This is a genomic window from Microbacterium sp. Cr-K32, assembly GCF_000708345.1.
Classification (GTDB): Bacteria; Actinomycetota; Actinomycetes; order Actinomycetales; family Microbacteriaceae; genus Microbacterium; species Microbacterium maritypicum_A.
In genome coordinates, this window is the sequence record NZ_JARD01000028.1 from 1 (window position 1) to 19,149 (window position 19,149).

The window sequence follows — 19,149 nt, forward strand, 5'->3', positions numbered from 1 at the left end:
GTCGCGCGGCGAGAGCAGGTAGCGGTTCAGCGCGGCCGTGAGCGTGCGGTCGACCGGAAGGGAGACGCCATCGACGGCGGTGATCGCCGCGGCGAGGCGCACGCTCGACACGAGCCACGCGGCGTCCGCTTGCGGAAGGTCGGTTGCCGGGATGCGGTCGTACCCGACGTCGAAACCCTGGGCGGCGAGGTGCTCGTACACACTGAGCTGCGTCGTACCGTGCAGGATGCCACCCGTCGGAGCCGGCGTCACGAAACGGTCGCCGAAGCGGAGAATCAGGGAAGCCGTCGGAGCCTCCAGCACGAAGCCGTCGCTCGAGAGGAAGATCGCATCGTCCGCACCACGCCGGTGCGCCTCGCGCAGGGCCGCCATGTTCACGGCGTACGACAGCGTCTTCGCTCCCAGCAGCAGCCACGGAGCCCGCTCCGCTGCACCCAGGTCGTACCCGCGGTCGAGCGTCACGACGCGCACACCATGCTCTCGCACGGCGGAGAAATCGGAGGCCGGAGCCGCGGTCACCCATGCCGTCGGAGTGGGCCCGTGCTCGACTCCGCGGCTGAGGATGAGCTTGATGACGGACTCGCCCGCTCCGAGCTGTGCAGCCGCCTGATCGACCGCCTGCCGCCATTGCATGAGATTCGGGACCGGAAGGTCGCACAGCAGTGCCGAGTGGGCGAGGCGTTCCAGGTGCGGGACGACCTCCTGCGCGTGCCCGTCGATCACGCCGATCGACTCGAACACCCCGTCACCGCGCTGTGTGCTCAGCTCCCCCACACTGAGCGCGGGGGCGGCGGCGTCCACCTGCGTGAAGGTCTCGGAGAAGTCGCTGCGCTGTTCGTCGGCGGCGACGGGATCGATCATGAGTGCGAAGCGCCCGGTCATGATCCGAGCCTAGAGGGCGGGAATACCGTCCGCCGCATCGCGTTACAATGGAGTGGCCGGGCCGCATAACCCCGGGCTCCAATTTTTGCCGCTGCGAGCGGCCTTCCGCCGAGAGGCGTTCTTGCGGCCCGGTCTTTTCTTGCCCGGAGCGGTTTCGCGCATCCGGATCGCCTTCCCGTCGGGCCACCCGATGCTCGTCAGGCGAGCGCATCCATCCGCCACAGCACGGCGGCTGCGGCCAGATCCTCTCCGTAACTGCTCAGTCGCAGCGCTCGCGTGGTCAGTTCGCTAGATCGTGCGGGCTCGGTCGGTTCGTAGTCGTCAGCCGTGTGCGTCGCCCCGGAGGCCTGCACTCGACAGAAGGCCGCGGCGCGGTCGAGCGCCACGGCGAAGTCACCACGGAATGCCCCCCGCAGGATCGTGTCGATCAGAGCGACCAGCTCGTCCGGACTCGCCGGCACCGGCGCACCGGCGATCGCCGCATCCGCCGACGGCAATTCGACGCGCCCGCGGTCGTAGAGGAGGGCCGCGGTCTGCGGGTCGCCGTGGATCGCGAGCTGCAGCACGTAGAGGCGCCACAGGGCGCCGGGGAGAGTCCGTGAGGGTGCTTTCGACCACAGCTCCGCGATCTCGTCGATTCCGTGTTCGGCGGTGAAGGCGACGAGTCTTTCGGCGCTCGCTCCGCTCTCGTCGGCGCGGACGCGGGTCAGCAGAGCGGATGCCGTGGCATGCGCGATACGCGTCTCCTCGGCGGGGTCGTGTGCGCCGACGATGTTGTCGAAGGCGCTCGTCGGGCGGCGCACGGGGCGATGATACTGCTCGGGCATCCCTCCAGGGTACGCGCGATCAGTGCGGCTCACGCCGTGGGGATGACGATCACCGGATCGGTCGTCGGCTGGCCCGACGGAGATCCGCCGGCCTGCTCCACGGTCACCGCGATCGCGTCACCCGCCTGCATATCACCGGCGAGGAGGGCGGTGGCGTCACCACCGTCCACATCGAACACTCCGGCGGAGACGGGAGCGTCACCGCGCACGAACCACAGCTCATACGTCTGGCCTTCACCCGCACTCGGGAGACCGTCGGCCACGAGCACGGCCTTGCCGGTGGAAGCCGACCAGTGCGCTGTCGCGCTTCCTCCGTCGTCGAGCGTCACCGTCGCCTGCTGGGCGTCGTCGGCTGCTTCGATCTCCTGCAGCGCGATGACACTCGCGGGCGGGTTCAGCTGCTGATTGAGGGCGACCGCGCCGATGCCGACGCCCACCAGCACGGCGAGGCACGCCGCCAGGGCGAAGACGGTGCGGGTCCAGCGACGCTGCTTCTTCGGCTCGGGCTGAGGCTCGGTGTGGGACACGGCGACGACTGCGGGACGTTCCTCGTGCGATGACGAGACGTCGGTGTCGGTCCGCGATCCACCGTTCTGGGGCATGTCCGCGATCTGCGCGAGCAGCGCGGATCGGATGTGTGCGGGAGCGGCGACGGGCTCGACACGGTCTGCGAGCGACGCGGCCGTCGCGATATCCGCATCCACCGTGTCCTCCCATTCCGGGTGCTCCGCGAGGGCTGAACGGTATCGACGCTCGTCGTCAGCGGAGAGCGAGTGCAGCGCGGCACCTGCCGCGAGTTCCTCGAAGTCCTTCTCGTTCATGCCGTCACCCCCATCGCCGTACGCAGACGGCTGAGTCCGTCTCGCATCCGTGTCTTGATTGTCCCCAGCGGCGCCCCCACGAGGGCCGCGATCTCGTTCTGACTGTAACCGCCGTAATACGCGAGGACGAGTGCTTCGCGCTGAGCTTCCGGAAGCCCCGAAAGCGCCTCGACGACCTTCCCTCCCTCGATCCCCAATTCGACCTGCTCCGCGACACTGTCGTGCGCGACGCCGATGTCCTTGAATCCTGCTCGTACGTCCCGGTCCGCGCTCGATTGCGATGCCCGCACTCGGTCGACGGCCCGGCGATGAGCGATCGTCATGACCCACGCTCGTCCCTGACCTCTGTTCGGAGCGAAGCGGGAAGCGGATTGCCAGATCTCGAGAAAAACCTCCTGGAGCACCTCTTCGCTCTGCGCGCGATTGATAAGGACGCGGAGGATGAGGCCGAACACGCGGGAGGACAGCGTGTCATAGAGCGTCGCGAAGGCAGCCTGATCACCGGAGGCGACGCGGACGAGGAGGTCGGCGACAGCATCCTGCGTCGCTCCGTCCTCGGGAACGTCGAACCCATCGATGACCATCCCCATAAGCATGCCGCATCTCCTCCCCGATCACGTGCAGACGTCACCCGAATGTGAAGGAATCGACCTCGCGAATCGTGCGCTCCGGCGCCGTCGTCGGAGCTGTTTCCAAGATTTCTGAGATTCTTCCCATCCGATCCCGAACGGGCTCCGAACAGCACTCGACGCCACGGAGAGGCCGTGGCTCAGTTTTCTGAAGGAGCTCGACATGTTCAGCACCAAGAAGAAGGTCACCGCGGCAATCACCCTCGGCCTGGCGAGCGCGTTCCTGCTCTCCGCCTGTTCCATGGGCAGCGGCAGCACCTCGGACTCGTCTTCCGAGCCGAAGGCACCGGAGACGTCGGAGTCGACGCCGATGGAGATGGACCCGGCAGCCAACCTGGTCGGCCCCGGCTGCGCGGCGTACGCCGACGCTGTGCCGGACGGCGCGGGTTCCGTCGAGGGAATGTCGCAGGACCCGGTCGCGGTCGCGGCCTCGAACAACCCGCTGCTGACCACGCTGGTCTCGGCGGTGAGCGGACAGCTCAACCCCGACGTCGACCTCGTCGACACCCTTAACGGCAGCGAGTTCACGGTCTTCGCACCGGTGGACGACGCGTTCGCGAAGATCGACCCGGCCACCATCGAGGCACTCAAGACCGACAGCGCCACGCTGAGCTCGATCCTGACGTACCACGTGGTTCCCGGCCAGATCGACCCGGCCGACATCGACGGCATGCACAAGACCGTGCAGGGCGCCGAGCTCGAGGTCACGGGCAGCGGTGACGACCTGATGGTCAACGACGCCAAGGTGATCTGCGGTGGAGTCAAGACCGCGAACGCGACCGTGTACCTCATCGACACGGTTCTGATGCCCCCGGCTTCCTGAGCCAGGATCGCCGGGTGGGAGGACACCCGGCACGCGCCCTCTCGGAAGCAGGGGGAGGATCCCGAGAGGGAAAAGGGGCCGTCGGCGGTGCTGTGTCGCCGACGGCCCCTCGTCGTGCGCACTAGACTTTGATGAGGGGCCTCTAGCTCAGTTGGCAGAGCATCGGACTTTTAATCCGCGGGTCGTGGGTTCGAGCCCCACGGGGCCCACCGCAGGTCGCCTCCCGGCGGCCTCTCAGGACTCGCCGCCGGGGGCGCCCGACAACAGCTCCGCTCGGATGTCGGCCACACCGTCCGGCAGCGACTCCCCTTCGAGAGCGAAGACCGGCGCTTCCTGGCTTCCCCCGATGCCGCACACCGCGACGCTGTCCGCACCGTCGAGCGACTTGGGGATGACCACGAACCAGAGCGACGACGACGCGAGCCATTCGGTGGTCGCCATGTCTCCGAAATACGTGGCATCCGGTGCGAGAGCTCGGGTCCTCTCGGTGCAGAGATCGACGAGCGCAGTCGTGGTGAACTCCGTTCCCGTCGCCGGCGGTTCCGTGGTCTCGATCGCCGAGGGGGTCGGGGTGGGCGTGGGTGAAGAGGTCCTCGATGCGGAGGGCGAAGGGCTCGACGCCGGCTCGGGGGCACACCCCGCGAGCAGGATGAGTACCGGGAGGAGGACGAGTGCAGGACGGACGCGCATATCTGGATCGTACTGCCGGGACTCGCGTACCTGTGACGAGCGCTCCGTGGAAGACCGTTCCCCCTTATCACCGGCTCATCACCTCGGCCACCCCCTTCCATCCTCCCCCGATCCGGGAGATCGTCGAGTCGTCCCCGAACGGCGGACGACTCTCCAGGAAAGGACGGACGATGACTCTCAGCGGCAGCCGCGTGGCATTCCTCGCGACAGACGGATTCGAAGACAGTGAGCTCACGAGTCCCTGGGATGCCGTGACGGCAGAAGGCGCGAGCGCGACCTTGATCGCTCCGGACGGCGCTGCCATCACCGGCAAGAACGGCCATGAGCAAGCCGTCGATCTGCGCGCAACCGAGACCAGTGCGGACGATTTCGACGCGCTGGTACTCCCCGGCGGCGTTGTCAACGCCGATCACTTGCGCATGGACAAGGCTTCGATCGACCTGGCACGAGCATTCTTCGAGCAGCACAAGCCGGTAGGCGTGATCTGCCACGGTGCGTGGATCCTGATCGAAGCCGGTGTCGTCGACGGACGCACGCTCACCAGCTATCCGAGCCTGACCACCGATCTGCGCAACGCCGGAGCGACGTGGGTGGATGAGGAGGTGGTGGTCGATGAGGGCCTCGTCTCCAGCCGCACTCCCGATGACCTGCCGGCCTTCAACGCGAAGCTCGTCGAGGAGATCGGCGAAGGGAAGCACGCCGGACAGACCGCCTGACGGTCAGGCTCAGGCTCAGGCACGGTGCCTCTCAGGCTCGCGCACGGTGCCGACGCACGGCCGCACGGTTCGCACAGCGCACGGAGCAGAAGCGCTGACGACCGTTGCGGGTCACGTCCGCGACGACGTTCGTACACGGCATGGCCTGGCATCGGCCGAGCCGGCTCATTCCCCGTGTGACCAGGTGCAGCGACGTGCCGAGGCTGATGATCGCCCGGAGCACGTAGGGCAGGGACGGGACGTCGTCGCGGTAGTGCAGGTGCCACCCCTCGCCGTCGTGGTTCGTCAATCTCGGATAGGCGGCTGCGGCGGCGAGTTGTGCGTTGAGCAGCACCGCCCGCGCGTCGGGGTCGGGTTCATCCACGATCGCCAGCCAGTCGTCGATGACGGCTCTGACCTTCTCGTGGTCGTCGGCGGCGGGCGGGAACGTCTGCGTCATCCCGAGCTCCAGAGTGCGCTCCTCGATCCCTGCGCGGGTCTCCGGCCAGTCGTTGGCCAGCGACGCGGCGAGCAGCACCGCGTACTCGCCGTAAGGGTTGAGATGCATAAGACCATTACATCACGCTGGAAGCATGACCTCACTGAACACGCTTCCGATCCCCCGCGTCCGTCCCGCCGCCGAGGCGCACGAGCATGCCTGGCTCGTGGAGTCCCGGCATCCGACGAGCGAGGGCGTCGTGCTGTACGTGCGGTGCACCGCCTGTGAGACGCACCGGGTCGACGTGCAGGCGCATTCGCAGACGCCTCCGGCAGCGCTGAGCGGCGAACTGGGCGGCGTCACGCCGTCAGTTCGATGAGCGTGCGCGTCGTCCGCAGGTTACGCGCCGTTCCAGCCACTCCGAGCGCGCGATCGAGCACCGTCTTGGTGAGCTTCGTGGAGTGCACGCCGCCCGCACCGTAATCGATCCACAGGTCGTCGCCGATCAGCGCGATCCGCTCGGTGTCGCGGAGACGCTGCTGCAACGCCTCGATCGCGTCGCCCGAGGGCGCACCCTCCAGGAACATCGCGTGCACGGACTTCACGTCGCCTTCGGGAAACGGCTGGGCGGATTCCGAGGAGACCAGCTGCGCATGAGTGCGGTGAATGACCGGAGTGTCGACGCCGAACTCATCGTGGATGGCCATGCGGACGGCCGCACACGTGGCAGCCGGATGCTCCGGTGTTTCGCAGATGATGTTGCCGCTCGCGATGTAGGTGGAGACGTCGTTCAGCTCGGTCTCTGCCGTGAGCAGCTCGCGGAGGCGCGCCATCGGCACCCTGTTGCGGCCGCTGACGTTGACCGCCCGCAGGAGCAGAACGCTGCGGCTCACGCGTCGGCGCTCTCGACCAGCTCCGCCCCCGCGTGGACGAGTTCGGCGAGTGCGGCATCACTGGTCTCCGCGGCGACACCGGCGACGAGGTCGGTGAGGATGCGGACCCGCACGCCGTGCGCGATGGCGTCGAGGGCGCTCGCCCTGACGCAGTGATCTGTCGCGAGGCCCACCACGTCGGCGCTGAGCACACCTGCTGCGGTCAGGATGGCGCCGACCGTCTCCCCGGCCTCTGTCTGCCCCTCGAACATCGAATACGCCGGCCTCCCCTGCCCTTTGAGGACGTGGTGCGTCACGGCATCGGTCGCGAGCAGCGGGTCGTACGCCGCCCCCGTGGTCCCCGCGACGCAATGCACAGGCCAGGAGTCGACGTAGTCGGGGCCGTCGGCGAAATGTCCGCCGTTGTCGCCGTCGGCATCGTGCCAATCCCTCGAGGCGATGATCACCGCGTAGTCGCCCGTGTGGGCGGCGAGGAATGCCGTGACGGCTGCGGCCACCGCATCGCCGCCCGCGACGGCGAGGGCGCCGTCTTCGGTGAAGTCATTCTGCACATCGACGATGAGAAGCGCTCTGCTCATGCTTCGAGGGTACGCGGTGCGGAACGGGAAAGGCCCCGTGATGTTCTTCGCATCACGGGGCCTTCGGAGCCGCTTGTCAGAATCGAACTGACGACCTTTTCATTACGAGTGAAATGCTCTGCCGACTGAGCTAAAGCGGCGTGCGACGCGTGAGCGGCGCGATCACCGATATTACCCTGTCTCGCGCTCACTCGCGAATCGAGGCCGCGATCACTCGCAGCGGAGACCGTCTTCCGGCACGACGTCGTCGAGCAGGAACGCCTCGACCGCATCATCGACGCAGGCGTTGCCCTTGTTGTAGCCGGTGTGGCCCTCGCCGACGCGCGTGATGAGGATGCCTTCTTCGAGCTGCTTCGCGAGCGACTCCGACCACTCGTAGGGGGTGGCCGGGTCGTTCGTGGTGCCGATCACGAGGATGGGACCGGCGCCTTCGGCCTTGATTTCACCCCGTGTGCCCGTGGGCGGGTAGGGCCAGACCGCGCAGGAGTCGGGGCCCGTCCAGTACGGCGCGATCGTCGGGGCGCCCTCGGCGATCTTCGCGTTCGTCGCCGCTTCCGCGGCCGGGTCGTCTTCCACCGGGTAGTCCATGCAGTTGTAAGCGCGGAACGCCTCGGCGGAGTTGTCGGTGTAGGTGCCGTTCTCTCGGCCGTTGTAGAAGTCGGCGAGGAACAGTGCCGAGGTCGGGTCGCCCTGAAGAGCCTCGTCGAGCGCCTGCGTGAGGTAGCCCCAACTGTCCTGCGAGTAGAGCGCGGCGATGATGGCCGTCATCAGCGAGTCGGCACCCAGCATGCGGCCGTCTCCGCTTTTCAGAGGCGTGCTGTCGACGCTCGCCAGTAGTGCGCCCAGATCGGCCATCGCCTCGTCCACGGTGCCGTTGAACGGGCATTCCCCCGAGTCGAGGCAGTCCTGCATGTAGGCGCGCAACGCGGATTCGAATCCGAGCGCCTGGGTCGCCCCGACCTCGAGCCCGGGGACGGCCGGATCGATGGCGCCGTCGAGCACCAGGCGGCCTGCCTTCTCGGGGTACAGCTTCGCGTAGGTCGCACCGAGGAACGTGCCGTACGAGTAGCCGAGGTAGTTCAACTGCTTGTCGCCCAGCACCGCCCGGATCAGATCCATGTCTCGGGCCGCGTTGACGGTCGTGATGTAGGGCAGGATGCCGTTGCTGTTCGCATCACACGCCTCGGCGAAGGCCTTGTGGGAGTCGAGCAGCTCGGCCTCCCACTCGGCCGTCCCACGGGCAGCGGAGGGAATGCCGTAGAGGTAGTCGTCCATCTGCGGGGCGTCGTAGCACTTCACCGCGGTCGAGTCACCGACTCCGCGCGGATCGAAGCCGATCACATCGAAGTTCTCGATGAGGTCGGCTCCGACCGCGAAGTCGAGGCTGTTGAGGATCAGGTCGACGCCGCTGGCCCCGGGGCCGCCCGGATTCGTCAGCAGCGAACCGACAGGAGTGCCCTCGGCACGGTGCCGGACCACCGAGAGGGTGATCTCCCCCTTGCCCGGGTCCTCCCAGTCGAGAGGGGCCGTCACGTCGGTGCAGTCGAAGCCGACGCCGCACTCGGTCCAGGTGAGATCCTGCGAGTAGAAGGGCAGCAGATCCTCCGCGACACCCTCGGTGTCGGGTTCGCTGGACGTCGCCGGCCGCGAGGACTGTTCGGGAATCATCGCGTACAGGCACCCCGAGAGTGCGACGGATGCGGCTGCGAGCCCTGCGATGATCGCGGCGGCTCGACGCCAGCGGGAAGTCGATCGATTGTTCACGGTTTCCTCCCGCTCGTGATCGTCACGAGCAAGCTTTCCAGGGCGAGCAGAGGAGCGACATTGCGCTCCAACGACTGCCGCGTCTCGGCAAGGTGGTCAAGTACGACAAGAGTACGGGTCTCGGACCAGGCGGAAGCGAGGTCGGACAGCTCGGTGCGCAACTCGCTGTTGATGAGGTCGTCGCCCTGTACGAACTGCACCATCACGACATCGCGGAACAGCGACTGCAGATCGGTGAGAACACGGTCGATCCCGTCGCGGAGGCTCCGCGTGGCCCGCTTCTTCTGATCGTCTTCGAGTGCGGAGAGCTGCGTGCGCAGCGCCGGCGGCACCGCCTGCCCCTCGGCGATGCCGATGGTACGCAGCAGCGAAGCGCGCTCCTGAGCGTCGCGTTCGGCCGTGAGCGCCTTCGCATCCTCCGTCGCCGCCTGGATGATGCGCCCGGCGACCTCGACGGCATCGCCGACTCCCCTGACGCCGAGGACGGAGCGGAGGGTCTCGTCTCGCCGACGCCGAGCCGCATCGTCGGTGGCCAGTCGCTGAGCCATGCCGATGTGGCGCTGGGCGTGCCGTGCCGCCTGCTCTGCGACGCCCGCAACGACGCCCGTGCGAAGACCGATGAGCCGGGCGACATCGGCGACATCGGGTTCCCGCAACCGCAACGACCGCACGCGCGATCGGATCGTGGGGAGCAGATCGGCCTCGCTCGGCGCGCACAGGATCCACACCGTCTGTTCCGGCGGCTCTTCGAGCGCTTTCAGGAGCACGTTGGAGGTGCGCTCGACCATGCGGTCGGCGTCCTCGACCACGATGACCCGATAGCGCCCCGCAGAGGGCGCGAAGTACGAGCGTTCGACCAGACCGCGCGCTTCGGCGATCGTGATGATGACCTTGTCGGTACGCAGTGCCGTGACGTCGGGGTGAGTACCGGCGAGCACCTGCCGCATCGCATTCTCGTCGTCAGGTCGGTCGGCGATCAACGCCGCGGCGAACGCGTACGCGAGGGTGGAGCGCCCAGACCCCGGCGGGCCCGTGATCAACCAGGCGTGCGAGAGCGCGGACGGATCGGATGCCGCGGCGCGGAGAGTGTCGACGGCGGCGTCCTGCCCCCACACATCCGCCCAGGGAAAAGGGGCGGGAACGGTCTGGGGCATGCACTCAGCCTAATCGCGACCACCGACGCCCACCGCACGAGATCGTGGTCGAGCCGACCGGCCAGGTCGGCTCAGTCGAGAAGGGCGTCGACTCCCGCACGGATCCGTTCCGCGATGATCTCCGGCGCGGAGGAGGCATCGACGACGAGGAACCGCTCCTCTTCTTCCTCCGCGAGTGTGAGGAAGGCGTCGCGCACGCGTTCGTGGAACTCCGCCTTCTCGGCTTCGAGCCGGTCGAAGGGCTTGTCGGCGGAGTCCAGACGGGTGCGCGCCGCCGCAGGGTCGAGGTCGAGCAGGATCGTGAGGTCCGGAAGCGCGCCTTCCGCCGCCCAGAGCGACAGGTCTCGGATCTCGGCCGCGTCGAGCACGCGGCCGGCACCCTGATACGCCACGGACGAATCGAGGTAGCGGTCCTGCAGCACGATGTCGCCCCGCTCGATCGCCGGTCGCACGACGGTGGCGACATGGTGAGCCCGATCCGCGGCGTACAGCAGTGCCTCCGCTCGGGGCGCGATGTCGCCCCGATGGTGCAGCACGATGTCTCGGATCAGCTGTCCCACCTCGGAACCCCCGGGTTCACGCGTGCGGAGCACCGTGCGTCCGGCGCCTTCGAGCCACTCGGCGAGCAGATTCGACTGCGTGGTCTTCCCCGAGCCGTCGCCGCCCTCGAATGTGATCCACACCCCGTGCCCTGAGGTCACGAGTCCGCCTTCTCCGCCGCCTTCGCTGCCGCATTGGCCGCACGCGTCGCCGCGGCCTTCTTGGCCGCCGCCGAACGAGCGGCGGACGCGGCAGCGGTGGTCTTCTTCGCTGCCGGCTTCTTCGCAGGGGCCTTCTTGGCGGCGGTCGTCGTGGCGGCTGGCTTGGCGGCGGTCTTCTTGGCTGCAGGCTTCTTGGCAGGAGCCTTCTTGGCCGCCCCGCGCTTGGGAGCCGGGCCCTTCGCACGCTTGTCGGCGAGCATCTGGACCGCAACCTCGAAGGTGATGTCGTCGACGGTCTGACCGCGCGGGATCGTCACGTTCGTCTCGCCATCGGTCACATACGCGCCGAAACGGCCGTCGCGGATGCGGATCGGCTTCCCGCTGACAGGGTCGGCCTCGAATTCGGCGAGCGCGCTGGAGGCCCGACGGCCTGCGCCGTACTTCGGCTGCGCGTAGATCTCGAGTGCCTGTTCGAGCGTCACGTCGAAGATCTGCGACTCGGACTCGAGCGAACGCGAGTCGGTGCCCTTCTTCAGGTACGGCCCGAACCTGCCGTTCTGCGCCGTGATCTCGTCGCCGGATTCCGGGTCGACGCCCACGATGCGGGGAAGGCTGAGCAGCTTCAGCGCGGTGTCGAGATCGATCTCGTCGACCGACATCGAGCGGAAGAGCGATGCAGTGCGGGGCTTCGGGGCAGCCTCTTTCTTCGCACCGCGCTTCGGCTTCGGAGCCTCGACGACCTCGCCCGTGGTCTCGTCGACCGCCGCGTCTTCCGACACGGGGTCGTTCTCCTGCACGTACGGCCCGAACCGGCCGTCCTTCACCACGATGATCTTGCCGTTCTCGGGGTTCTCCCCCAGCACGCGGTCGCCGGCGACGGGAGCGTCGATGAGCTCCTGAGCCTTCTCAGCGGTCAGCTCGTCGGGTGCGAGGTCTTCCGGCACGTTGACGATGCGCGGCTTGGCCTCGGGGTTCGCGGGGTCGGCCACCTCGAGATACGGGCCGTACTTGCCGAAGCGAAGCGTGGCCGTGTCGGTGATGCGCGTGGAGTTCAGTGCACGAGCGTCGATCTCTCCGAGGTTGTCGACGACCTGGCGCAGACCCACGTGGTTGTCGGATCCGAAGTAGAAGGACTTGAGCCACTCGACCCGGTTCTGCTCGCCGCGGGCGATCGTGTCGAGGTCGTCTTCGAGCGCAGCCGTGAAGTCGTAGTCGACGAGTTCGGCGAAGTGCTCTTCGAGCAGGCGCACGACACTGAACGCGAGCCAGGTCGGCACGAGGGCCTGCCCACGTTTGACCGCGTACCCACGATCGAGGATCGTCTCGGGGATCGAGGCGAACGTCGAGGGGCGACCGATGCCCTTCTCCTCGAGCACCTTCACGAGCGAAGCCTCGGTGTATCGCGGCTTCGGGGTGGTGCGGTGCCCCTTGGCCTCCGCATCCGACACCGCGAGCTGATCGCCGACCGCGACAGCGGGGAGCGACTGGTTCTCCGCGGCGTCCGCGTCGCCGCGCTTCTCATCGCGACCCTCTTCGTAGGCCTCCAGGAAGCCCTTGAAGGTGTACACGGTCCCGGAGGCCGTGAACTCGGCCTTCTTGCCCGCGGCGTCGACGGCGATCGTGACCGTGGTGGTCTCGTACTTGGCGTCGGCCATCTGGCTGGCGACGGTGCGCTTCCAGATGAGGTCGTAGAGGCGCTGCTCGTCGCGGTCGAGTTCCGACGACAGCGAGGCCGGCGTGCGGAAGTTGTCACCGGACGGACGGATGGCCTCGTGGGCCTCCTGCGCGTTCTTGCTCTTGGACTTGTACACCCGGGGCTTCAGCGGTACCGCGGCGTCGCCGTAGAGGGCCACCGCCTGGCTCCGCGCCGCCTGCACCGCCTGGGTGCTCAGCGACGTGGAGTCGGTACGCATATAAGTGATGTAGCCCTTCTCGTACAGGCGCTGGGCGACACCCATCGCCTGCTTCGCGCCCATCGAGAGCTTGCGCCCGGCTTCCTGCTGCATCGTGGATGTCGTGAAGGGAGCGTAGGGGCTGCGGGTGCCGGGCTTCGCCTCGACCTTGGTGACGGTGCCGGCGCCCACGGCGTCGATGGCCTTCGCCAGGGCAGACGCTGCGGCCTCATCGAGGATGACGACGGCCTTCTTGAGCTTGCCGTCGTCATCGAAGTCGCTACCGCGAGCGAGCTGGCCACCGTCGACGCGCACCAGACGGATCTTGAACGAGGTGCCGGTCGCGGCAGCCGCCGCATCGACGTCCCAGTACTCGGCGGAGGTGAACGCCATGCGCTCGCGCTCCCGGTCGACGATCAGGCGGGTCGCAGCGGACTGCACGCGTCCGGCCGAGATGCCTGTCTTCACCTTGTACCAGAGCACGGGCGAGACGTCCCAGCCGTACAGACGGTCGAGGATGCGTCGGGTCTCCTGTGCATCGACGAGGTCGTGGTCGAGTTCGCGTGTGTTGCCGACTGCGGCCTGGATCGCATCCTTGGTGATCTCGTGGAACACCATCCGCTTCACGGGCACCTTGGGCTTGAGGGTCTCGAGCAGATGCCAGGCGATCGCCTCGCCCTCGCGGTCCTCATCAGTGGCGAGCAGGAGTTCGTCGGCGCTTTTCAGCGCGCGCTTGAGTTCGGCGACCGTCTTGGTCTTCCGATCGGAGACGACGTAGTACGGGTCGAATCCGTTGTCGATGTCGATGGAGTACTTCCCGTAGGCCTGCTTGTCCGCAGCCGGGATGTCCTTCTTGTCAGCGAGGTCGCGGATGTGGCCGACGGAGCTGAGCACCTCGTAGCCGTCGCCGAGGTATCCCTGAATAGACCGCATCTTCGTCGGGGACTCGACGATGACGAGCTTCTTGCCTTCAGCCAAGGGTGCGTCCTTTCTTCGAAGCACACCATACACACCACTGTGCGGGGTCGTTCACAGTGAGCGAGGTCGCGCTGCCGTCGCTATCCCTCGGGTGGCCCGGCACGGGCTCGGGAGACGGCTGCGAGTCCAGCGTACGCCGCCTGCACCTCCACGGTCGCCACGAAGCCCCTGAGGACACAGCCGGTGAGCACGGCATCCGACGCCCGCGCGACCCTCGCTCCGAGTTCACAGGGCTGCTCGTCGGTCGGCACGGCACCGCTCGCGGCGTCCGCGACGGCGAGCGCCGCGGCATCAGCGGCACCCGCCGCCCGCTGTGCTGTCACCGCAGCCCCGCCGACAGCGGCGAGGCCGAGGGACAGCGTCGCCGCGACGGCGAGAACTCCCGCCGCGAGCGCCGAACCTGCCATCAGAGTCCCCCGTCGAGCGCGCAACTCCTGGCACGAAGAGGCAGACGGAGCACCGATCCGACGGAAACGTCGAGCGACGCGCTGACGCAGACGAGGTCGCCCGAGAGCGAGGATGTCATCCTCGCTCCCGGGACTGCGGACTGCACCACTCGTTTCGCGGTGCCCTGTTCTTCGCCGCGTCCGAGCAGGCGCGCCGCGTCGGCAGAGGCATCCTGCAGCGCCACCTGGCGGGATGCCGTGCCGAGAGCTCCCGCGCCGAGCAGGAACACCAGCACCACCGCGGGAAGAGCGAGGGCCAACTCCGCCGAGACGGATCCGCGGTCGCCCGCGTGTCGTGGCGCCGGCGACACCTCGCCGACGCCACGGGCGTTCCGGGATCGTCTCGTGATCTTCATCACGACACCGTCAGCGCCCGTCGCACGAGATCGGTGAGAATGCCACGCACTTCGTCCGATCGCATGATGACGACGAGGAGTCCTGCGAAAGCCACGGCAGCCATCGTCGTGATCGCGTACTCGGCCGTGGCGGCTCCGGTGTCGTCGCCGAACAACGCCTCGGCGCGCCGTCGATCCAGCAGGGGAATGTTCTTCATGTGTTCCTTCTTTCTGTGGGATGCAGGGCATCGGGGTGTACGGGTGTTCGGGAACGTCACAGCGGCATCGGCGCGGATACGAGGACGCTGAGCAGGAGCGGCACCACACCGAGAAGGAGGAAAGCCGGCAGCGTGCAGACCCCGAGCGGGAACAACAGGCGTGTCGAGAGCTTCGCGGCACGGAGCCGCCCCTGCACTCTGGCGGCGTGTCGGTCCTGGGCCGCGGATGCCCTGAGCAGCTCGACTGCCGGCACCCCCGCGGCGCGAGAGAGCTCGAGCACGGAGCGAACGCGTTCATCGCCGGCCTCCGAGGGGGACGCCTGCGAGACCAGCTGATGCGCACGATCGATCGAGGCCCCGCCCGACAGTGCGACCGCGACGAGCTCTGCGTGCATCCCGGGGGTGCCGGGCGCCGGTCGTGCCCGCCGCAGCAGGCGCGTCGTCCACAGATGCGCCGCGGCGACGAGGAGCAGGCCGACGGTGACGCAGGCGGCGCCGAGCACGTTCCCGAAGATCACTCCGATGGTGTCGAACCCGAGTGCGAACCCGAGGAGCACCCCGGCGAACGGCATCCACAGCAGCAGCCGTGCGGTTCCTGCGGGTTCGGCGAGTGCGATGCGCACATCGTCAGCCGCGGCCTCGGAGTCTCGCAGCGTCTCCGCGATCATGCGGAGAACCTCGGCGAGCGGCGCCCCCACCGTCGTCGCGATCTCCCAGGCGGCGGCGAGATCGATCCACGCCCCGCCCTCAGCCTCGATGGCCTCGAGAAGCGGCACGCCACGATCGAGGCGGTCGACGACAGCCCGCGCCTGCGGATCATCGGCCTCGGCCAGGTGGCGCCACGCGATGACCGGCGCAGCCCCCGCCTGCAGCAGCACGGCCAGCGTCTGCACCGAGGTCGCGGCATCCGTGGCGCCGGTCGACCCTCGTCGCCCCACACGGCCCCACCGCATCACCACGGCTGCACTTCCTCGACATCGAGACGATCCCCGACGATCACGAGACGCCCCGCCTGCCGGATGCGACGGGTGCCCCCGGGGGCGCGGTCGAGGTGGAGGACGATCGTGAACGCGCTGACCGCCTGCCGCGCGAGAGCGATCGCGTCCATCCCGGCGAGGGCGCCGAGGGCTTCGAGCCGCGCGGGGACGTCGCGGAGCCCGCTCGCGTGCAGAGTGCCCGCACCCCCGTCGTGACCGGTGTTGAGGGCGGTGAGCAGCTCCCGGACCTCTTCACCGCGGCACTCCCCGACCACCAGCCGATCGGGACGCATCCGCAGCGACTCGCGCACCAGTCGCGCCAGAGAGATGCCGCCCGCGCCCTCGAGGTTCGACTGCCGCGCTTCGAGGGCGACGTGATGCGGGTGACGCGGACGCAGCTCGGCGACGTCTTCGATCGTGACGATGCGCTCCGTCGACGACACCTCCGACAGCAGGGCCGACAGCAGCGTCGTCTTGCCCGTTCCGGTTCCCCCGGTGATGAGGATGTTCGCCCGCTCGGCCACCAGCCCGAGCAGCCAGGCATGCTGGCGCGCATCGAAGGCACCGAGAGCGGCGAGCGCGTCGAGATCCGCGACACGTACGCGGGGAATGCGTATCGAGAGGGCGGTTCCGGTGGTCGACACCGGTGCGAGGACCGCATGAACCCGGACGCCGGAATCGAGACGGACGTCGACGCAGGGCGCCTGGTCGTCGATATGGCGTCCCCCGAGACCGACCAGTGCGACGGCGAGGTCGCGGACCTCCCGCTCCGAAGCCCTCCACCCCGGTGCGGGCTCTGCTCCACTCCCGCGGTCGACGAACAGCCCGCTCGCCCCGTTCACGAACACATCGGTGACGGCATCGTCGAGGTGGGTGAGAAGCGGCCCGAACGCCGGATCCAGGCGACGGGTCTCGGGCGGGGCTTCCCCATCGGGCGCAGCCGAACGAACTCCCCTGGGCTGGATGACGAAGGAATCAGGCATGGACGCGACGCTATGCGCGGCCGTCGTGTGGGAAAGGCGTGAGGCGCGGGTCGGCTCAGCGCCTGTGAATAAGACCACTCATCCGCCCACGGTGCAGGCGACGCCTCCGGCGGAACCCGGCACGGCAGGGAGCGCTCCCAAAGGAATGGGCGGCATCTCACGGGGGGAATGAGATGCCGCCCACGACGAACCACGATTGGGGGAATCGGGCACGCCAAGGCCGGAATGAGAATTCGGCTGTCGTCGAGTGTACGCAAGGCGACCGTCCTGACAAAACCGGCCGCACTACCGACTTTCGGCAGTATGCGACAGGAGGCCGCGGAGATAGATTCGCGGTGACCTGGTCGCCACCCCCACGACCATGCTCGTAAGACCCGTATGCCGCAAAGGAGCGCCTGCCGATGAGCAGCCAGATCGATCATCTTCTCGACGAGACCCGGAAGTTCCCGCCGTCGGAGGACTTCGTCGCCCACACCATCTCCTCGCCCGAGCTGTACGAGCGTGCCGCCGCCGATCGCGAATCCTTCTGGGGTGAGCAGTCCCGAGAGCTGGTGCACTGGCACAAGCCGTTCACCCAGGTGCTCGACTGGAGCAACCCGCCCTTCGCGAAGTGGTTCGAGGACGGCGAGCTGAACGTCGCCTACAACTGCCTCGACCGTCATGTCGAAGCAGGCAACGGCGATCGCGTCGCCCTGCACTGGGAAGGCGAGCCGGGCGACTCCCGCCGCATCACGTACGCCGAGCTCACGGACGAGGTCAAGCGCGTCGCCAACGTGCTCGAAGGTCTCGGCATCGGCCAGGGCGACCGCGTCGCGATCTACCTGCCGATGATCCCCGAAGCGATCGCCTCGATGCTCGCGGTCGCTCGCCTGGGAGCGATCCACTCCGTCGTGTTCGGCGGCTTCAGCGCCGACAGCCTGCGTTCGCGCATCGACGACGCCGGCGCCAAGCTCGTCATCACCGCCGACGGCGGCTACCGCAAGGGCCGCGTCTCGGCGCTGAAGCCGGCCGTCGACCAGGCCCTCGCCGACCGCGGCGACGGTGAGCAGCAGACCGTCGAGCACGTCCTCGTCGTCCGCCGTGGCGAGAACGAGGTCGACTGGATCGACGGCCGCGACATCTGGTGGCACGACGCCGTCCCTGCCGCCTCCGCGGAGCACACGGCACAGGCGTTCCCCGCCGAGAATCCGCTCTTCATCCTCTATACCTCGGGCACGACGGGCAAGCCCAAGGGCATCCTGCACACCTCAGGCGGGTACCTGACCCAGGCGGCGTACTCGCACAAGTACGTCTTCGACCTGCACCCGGAGACCGATGTGTTCTGGTGCACGGCCGACATCGGCTGGATCACCGGACACAGCTACGTCACGTACGGCCCCCTCGCCAACGGCGCGACCCAGGTGCTCTACGAAGGCACACCGGATGCCCCGCACCCCGGCCGCTGGTGGGAGATCATCGAGAAGTACAAGGTGTCGATCTTCTACACCGCGCCGACCGCGATCCGCTCGTTCATGAAGATCGGCCGCAGCGTCCCCGCGAAGTTCGATCTGTCGTCGCTGCGACTGCTCGGCTCGGTGGGAGAGCCCATCAACCCCGAGGCATGGATGTGGTACCGCGAGGTCATCGGGGCGAACAAGACCCCGATCGTCGACACCTGGTGGCAGACCGAGACCGGCGCGATCATGGTGTCCGCTCTTCCGGGAGTCACCGAGACCAAGCCCGGTTCCGCGCAGGTGCCTCTGCCCGGGATCTCTATCGACGTCGTCGACGAGAGCGGCGTCGAGGTCGGCAACGGCAGCGGCGGCCTCCTCGTGATCACCGAACCCTGGCCCAGCATGCTGCGCGGCATCTGGGGCGACCCCGAGCGCTACCGGGAGACCTATTGGGAGAAGTTCGAAGACCAGGGCTACTACTTCGCCGGGGATGGCGCGCGCCTCGACGACGACGGCGACCTGTGGCTGCTGGGTCGCGTCGACGACGTCATGAACGTCTCCGGACATCGCCTGTCGACCGCGGAGATCGAATCGTCGTTGGTCGCGCACGAAGCGACGGCCGAGGCCGCCGTGGTCGGTGCCTCGGACGAGACGACCGGTCAGGCAGTGGTGGCCTTCGTCATCATCAAGGAGAGCTATCTCGCCGCGCACGAGCCTGCCGGCCTCGCCCAGCAGCTGCGCCTCTGGGTGGGAGAGCAGATCGGCGCGATCGCCCGCCCGCGCGATGTCTACATCGTGGGTGAGCTGCCGAAGACCCGCTCCGGGAAGATCATGCGGCGCCTGCTCCGCGACGTCGCCGAGGGCCGCGAGGTGGGTGACACGACGACCCTCGCCGACACCGCGGTGATGAGCATCATCTCGGCGCAGGTCAAGTAGAGCCACCCGGACGAGACAGAAAACGCGCCTCCCCCGACGGGGAGGCGCGTTTCTG

At 68.1% G+C, this 19,149-nt stretch carries 21 protein-coding genes and 2 tRNA genes; 5 read left to right on the forward strand and 18 right to left on the reverse strand.

All coding sequences use genetic code 11. The features are described from left to right. From GZ64_RS0114325 to sigK, 4 genes are all read right to left on the reverse strand, one after another. The coding region (locus GZ64_RS0114325) for an aminodeoxychorismate lyase (RefSeq protein ID WP_029267242.1) at window positions 1-882 on the reverse strand (882 nt) is incomplete at its 3' end. A gap of 197 nt (window positions 883-1,079) precedes the next feature. Next, the gene (locus GZ64_RS0114330; RefSeq protein WP_029267244.1) at window positions 1,080-1,709 is read right to left on the reverse strand and encodes a hypothetical protein; all 630 of its coding nucleotides are present in this window, start codon (window positions 1,707-1,709) and stop codon (window positions 1,080-1,082) included. 29 nt (window positions 1,710-1,738) lie between these two features. After that, entirely contained in the window at window positions 1,739-2,530 is a 792-nt protein-coding gene (locus GZ64_RS0114335) for an anti-sigma factor (protein ID WP_029267246.1), read from the reverse strand. Continuing rightward, entirely contained in the window at window positions 2,527-3,126 is a 600-nt protein-coding gene (gene sigK / locus GZ64_RS0114340) for an ECF RNA polymerase sigma factor SigK (protein WP_029258697.1), read from the reverse strand. The genes GZ64_RS0114335 and sigK overlap by 4 nt, the downstream gene beginning before the upstream one ends. A gap of 196 nt (window positions 3,127-3,322) precedes the next feature. Between sigK and GZ64_RS0114345 the strand changes: the two genes are divergently transcribed. Both GZ64_RS0114345 and GZ64_RS0114350 read left to right on the forward strand, forming a co-directional pair. Continuing rightward, window positions 3,323-3,982 carry a fasciclin domain-containing protein gene (locus tag GZ64_RS0114345; protein ID WP_021199109.1) on the forward strand — a complete coding sequence of 220 codons (660 nt, stop codon included), beginning with the start codon at window positions 3,323-3,325 and terminating at the stop codon, window positions 3,980-3,982. A 136-nt stretch (window positions 3,983-4,118) separates the two neighbouring features. Continuing rightward, window positions 4,119-4,191: transfer RNA gene (locus GZ64_RS0114350), tRNA-Lys, on the forward strand. 25 nt (window positions 4,192-4,216) lie between these two features. Here GZ64_RS0114350 and GZ64_RS0114355 read toward each other — a convergent pair. Beyond that, on the reverse strand, window positions 4,217-4,672 hold the full coding sequence (locus GZ64_RS0114355) for a hypothetical protein (RefSeq protein ID WP_029267248.1): 456 nt from the start codon (window positions 4,670-4,672) through the stop codon (window positions 4,217-4,219). Window positions 4,673-4,842: 170 nt separating this feature from the next. Here GZ64_RS0114355 and GZ64_RS0114360 point away from each other — a divergent pair, with 170 nt between their 5' ends. Then, complete coding sequence (locus GZ64_RS0114360) at window positions 4,843-5,388, forward strand: type 1 glutamine amidotransferase domain-containing protein (RefSeq protein WP_029267250.1); 546 nt, start codon at window positions 4,843-4,845, stop codon at window positions 5,386-5,388. 31 nt (window positions 5,389-5,419) lie between these two features. On the opposite strand, the gene GZ64_RS0114365 is transcribed toward GZ64_RS0114360, so the two are convergent. Then, window positions 5,420-5,935, reverse strand: coding sequence for a CGNR zinc finger domain-containing protein (locus tag GZ64_RS0114365; protein WP_029267252.1), 516 nt, complete (start codon window positions 5,933-5,935; stop codon window positions 5,420-5,422). A 25-nt stretch (window positions 5,936-5,960) separates the two neighbouring features. Between GZ64_RS0114365 and GZ64_RS0114370 the strand changes: the two genes are divergently transcribed. Further along, a complete protein-coding gene (locus tag GZ64_RS0114370) occupies window positions 5,961-6,185 on the forward strand; it encodes a hypothetical protein (protein WP_029267255.1) in 225 nt (74 codons plus the stop codon). On the opposite strand, the gene GZ64_RS0114375 is transcribed toward GZ64_RS0114370, so the two are convergent. From GZ64_RS0114375 to GZ64_RS0114430, 12 genes are all read right to left on the reverse strand, one after another. Then, entirely contained in the window at window positions 6,166-6,699 is a 534-nt protein-coding gene (locus GZ64_RS0114375; RefSeq protein ID WP_029258701.1) for a DUF1697 domain-containing protein, read from the reverse strand. The genes GZ64_RS0114370 and GZ64_RS0114375 overlap by 20 nt on opposite strands. After that, window positions 6,696-7,277, reverse strand: a complete 582-nt coding sequence (locus GZ64_RS0114380) for an isochorismatase family protein (protein WP_029267257.1) — start codon at window positions 7,275-7,277, stop codon at window positions 6,696-6,698. The genes GZ64_RS0114375 and GZ64_RS0114380 overlap by 4 nt, the downstream gene beginning before the upstream one ends. Window positions 7,278-7,344: 67 nt before the next feature. Beyond that, a tRNA-Thr gene (locus GZ64_RS0114385) sits at window positions 7,345-7,417 on the reverse strand. 70 nt (window positions 7,418-7,487) lie between these two features. After that, on the reverse strand, window positions 7,488-9,041 hold the full coding sequence (locus GZ64_RS0114390) for an alpha/beta hydrolase (RefSeq protein WP_029258703.1): 1,554 nt from the start codon (window positions 9,039-9,041) through the stop codon (window positions 7,488-7,490). Continuing rightward, window positions 9,038-10,195 carry a DNA polymerase III subunit delta' gene (locus GZ64_RS0114395; RefSeq protein WP_029267259.1) on the reverse strand — a complete coding sequence of 386 codons (1,158 nt, stop codon included), beginning with the start codon at window positions 10,193-10,195 and terminating at the stop codon, window positions 9,038-9,040. The genes GZ64_RS0114390 and GZ64_RS0114395 overlap by 4 nt, the downstream gene beginning before the upstream one ends. A gap of 71 nt (window positions 10,196-10,266) precedes the next feature. Then, on the reverse strand, window positions 10,267-10,896 hold the full coding sequence (tmk, locus tag GZ64_RS0114400; protein WP_029267261.1) for a dTMP kinase: 630 nt from the start codon (window positions 10,894-10,896) through the stop codon (window positions 10,267-10,269). Continuing rightward, on the reverse strand, window positions 10,893-13,766 hold the full coding sequence (gene topA, locus GZ64_RS0114405; RefSeq protein WP_029267263.1) for a type I DNA topoisomerase: 2,874 nt from the start codon (window positions 13,764-13,766) through the stop codon (window positions 10,893-10,895). Before topA ends, tmk begins: the two co-directional genes overlap by 4 nt. Window positions 13,767-13,846: 80 nt before the next feature. Beyond that, window positions 13,847-14,173, reverse strand: a complete 327-nt coding sequence (locus tag GZ64_RS0114410) for a hypothetical protein (protein WP_021199120.1) — start codon at window positions 14,171-14,173, stop codon at window positions 13,847-13,849. Continuing rightward, window positions 14,173-14,568, reverse strand: coding sequence for a TadE family type IV pilus minor pilin (locus GZ64_RS0114415; protein WP_029258707.1), 396 nt, complete (start codon window positions 14,566-14,568; stop codon window positions 14,173-14,175). Before GZ64_RS0114415 ends, GZ64_RS0114410 begins: the two co-directional genes overlap by 1 nt. Further along, on the reverse strand, window positions 14,568-14,765 hold the full coding sequence (locus tag GZ64_RS0114420) for a DUF4244 domain-containing protein (RefSeq protein WP_021199122.1): 198 nt from the start codon (window positions 14,763-14,765) through the stop codon (window positions 14,568-14,570). The genes GZ64_RS0114415 and GZ64_RS0114420 overlap by 1 nt, the downstream gene beginning before the upstream one ends. Window positions 14,766-14,821: 56 nt before the next feature. Beyond that, window positions 14,822-15,718, reverse strand: coding sequence for a type II secretion system F family protein (locus tag GZ64_RS0114425; RefSeq protein ID WP_029267265.1), 897 nt, complete (start codon window positions 15,716-15,718; stop codon window positions 14,822-14,824). Beyond that, a complete protein-coding gene (locus GZ64_RS0114430) occupies window positions 15,718-16,725 on the reverse strand; it encodes a TadA family conjugal transfer-associated ATPase (RefSeq protein ID WP_029267267.1) in 1,008 nt (335 codons plus the stop codon). The genes GZ64_RS0114425 and GZ64_RS0114430 overlap by 1 nt, the downstream gene beginning before the upstream one ends. Before the next feature lie 401 nt (window positions 16,726-17,126). On the opposite strand from GZ64_RS0114430, the gene acs reads away from it, so the two are divergent. Beyond that, complete coding sequence (gene acs / locus GZ64_RS0114435; RefSeq protein ID WP_029267269.1) at window positions 17,127-19,094, forward strand: acetate--CoA ligase; 1,968 nt, start codon at window positions 17,127-17,129, stop codon at window positions 19,092-19,094. Window positions 19,095-19,149: the final 55 nt, after the last annotated feature.